Raw genomic sequence first — 2,183 nt, forward strand, 5'->3', positions numbered from 1 at the left:
TTTTGCAGAAAATAGTTTATTTTTGTTTGTCCTTTTACATTCATGGTGCAAATATACTAAAAAAAATAAACCACAACGAAAAAGATTCATCATTTATCTGGCATTTAACTTTATTTAACCCCCCCCCCCCCCTAAATTTAACTTTATTTAACACATGGAGGTACAAAAACTTGAATGTTGTTTAAAAATAATCCTTACCTTTGCGCCCGAATTTGCGCTAAGTTATAATGAACAAGCAAATTGTTGACCGGATATTGGCTCGAACGAATGGGCTAAGACGGGAGTGATTAACATTTTAGTTTATAGGAGATTATGATGACATGACAGCGTTAATACGCACATTTTAAGATTGGAAAAAGCGTTTAGCTTATTATTTGGGCTTTCTGAAATCTCGACAATTTCAAGGTTCCCACAAAATAAAAGTGATAACGTTCGCGCCGCTCGGCGAGGGCATTACTCCGTTTAGTTTGGGAAATTTAGGTGGCCGCGAACCTCAGAAAGCAGATTAGGAAATTTAAGAGTTTTGTCTGCGTTTTTTTTATGTGTGTATAGTGATTGAGAAAGACAAATAGGTTGACCAACAACTGACATAAAATTGGGGCAAGCCCTACAAAGCCTCACAGAGTAGGATTTTAGTTTAATAATTTAATTGTCCGCCTAAGGAGCGGACGTAAAAAAACGTTTCAAAATGAAAAAAATTAGTTTATTTTTGGCAGCAGCACTACTGAGTAGTGCATCTGCAAGTGCACAAGTTTTTGTTGGTGGTTCTTTGGGCTATGGCTCGAAGGAAGGGCTAGGGTCCACTTTGAACATTTCGCCTACGATTGGCTACGCCAAAGGTGAAAATATCGAATTTGGGATTCACGTTGGTTATTCGGCTTCATCTCGCGAAGAAATCAACTACGAAAGTGAATCAGTGGCGACCATAGATGAAAGTGAGATCGGGTTAGGTGCTTTTTTCCGTTACAAGGTGTTTAGTGCAGATAAATTGAGTCTTTGGGGACAAGCCAGTCTAGATTTGGGGATAGCTGATCTTGTGTTTTCGACCGGTCTGCATGTTCGTCCTGTGGTGAAATACGCTTTGACTGACAACTTTTATTTGACATCCGAGTTAAACCTTTTGAACCTTGGATTCACATCAACATCGTATGATGGAGGTGGCAGCGGCACCGATATTGAAATCGGTGTAGGAGGCCCGGCTGGACTCTCTATTGGTTTTGAATACAAATTCTGATAGTTGAAAGAAGAACAACTCTGTGGGAATGTATCAAAGAAGACTTCTTTGGTACATTCTTTTTTTAAGTTTATATTCATAAATTTTCGTACCTTTGCAGAAATTTTAATGATAAAAAAACTAATAATTAAAAATTAAAAGCTATGCCGACTATTTTTATATTTTTTGGATTGCGTTTTATGTTTTACAGCGACGACCATGAACCGATTCATGTTCATGTTGTTAAAGGCAAAGGGAAAATAAAGGAAAAAGCAAAATTTCAAATCCTGCCGGAAGTTGTTTTGATTGAAAACAAGGGGCTAAGCATTAGCGAATTAAAAGTAGCAGAAGGATTGATAGAAGAAAATAAGCAAATAATAATAGATAGTTGGAACAGATTTTTTGGTAAAAAATAGAAGAATATGGAACCCATAGTTGCCAATGTTTGGATTGATGATACTACAGTGTATATTCAAACTGTAGATGGAAAAGTGTATAGCGAACAATTTTATAAGTATCCACTGTTGCGCTACGCCACACCTGCGCAGCGTGCCCATTTTGAATACGATAACTTTGGTATCAGATGGGAGGATATTGATGAAGATTTAAGTTATAACTGCTTCCACAAACATACAGGTAGAACACGCAAATCAAAAACCTGTTAGGTCTTCGAAGACCTAACAGGTTTAACTTTATCCTGCAAATCCTTTAATCCTGAAAATCCTGATTCAGACAGCCAGCTCTGTCATCTCATATTTGTCTTTCCCGATGAATATCACCGACAGGTAGCGCACATCTGTGCGACCGGCGAACTGATGCGACCGGCGGTATTTCTCTAATTGCTCGCGGGCTTTGTCGCGTGCGGGTTGTAAAGCCGTGTCGCGCCGCAACCCCGCCTTTTTGACATATTTGATTTCCCACACCCATTCGTGAGGAATTTCGGGGAAGAGATGGCTGCGTTGTAGCCAAA

Annotated in this window: 4 protein-coding genes; 3 read left to right on the forward strand and 1 reads right to left on the reverse strand. The window is 38.9% G+C overall.

Going from position 1 to position 2,183, the window contains the following annotated elements; all coding sequences use genetic code 11:
• Positions 1 to 688 precede the first annotated feature (688 nt).
• The 3 genes from ASC50_RS06320 (at position 689) to ASC50_RS06330 (ending at position 1,878) form a co-directional block, all read left to right on the forward strand.
• The gene (locus ASC50_RS06320; RefSeq protein ID WP_055432975.1) at positions 689 to 1,234 is read left to right on the forward strand and encodes a hypothetical protein; all 546 of its coding nucleotides are present in this window, start codon (positions 689 to 691) and stop codon (positions 1,232 to 1,234) included.
• A gap of 143 nt (positions 1,235 to 1,377) precedes the next feature.
• On the forward strand, positions 1,378 to 1,629 hold the full coding sequence (locus ASC50_RS06325) for a DUF4160 domain-containing protein (protein WP_055432974.1): 252 nt from the start codon (positions 1,378 to 1,380) through the stop codon (positions 1,627 to 1,629).
• A 6-nt stretch (positions 1,630 to 1,635) separates the two neighbouring features.
• Positions 1,636 to 1,878, forward strand: coding sequence for a DUF2442 domain-containing protein (locus ASC50_RS06330; protein WP_055432973.1), 243 nt, complete (start codon positions 1,636 to 1,638; stop codon positions 1,876 to 1,878).
• 63 nt (positions 1,879 to 1,941) lie between these two features.
• On the opposite strand, the gene ASC50_RS06335 is transcribed toward ASC50_RS06330, so the two are convergent.
• Positions 1,942 to 2,183 (reverse strand): hypothetical protein (locus ASC50_RS06335; protein ID WP_226995441.1); only part of this gene is annotated, 242 nt, incomplete at its 5' end.

The organism is Candidatus Symbiothrix dinenymphae (genome assembly GCF_001431085.1).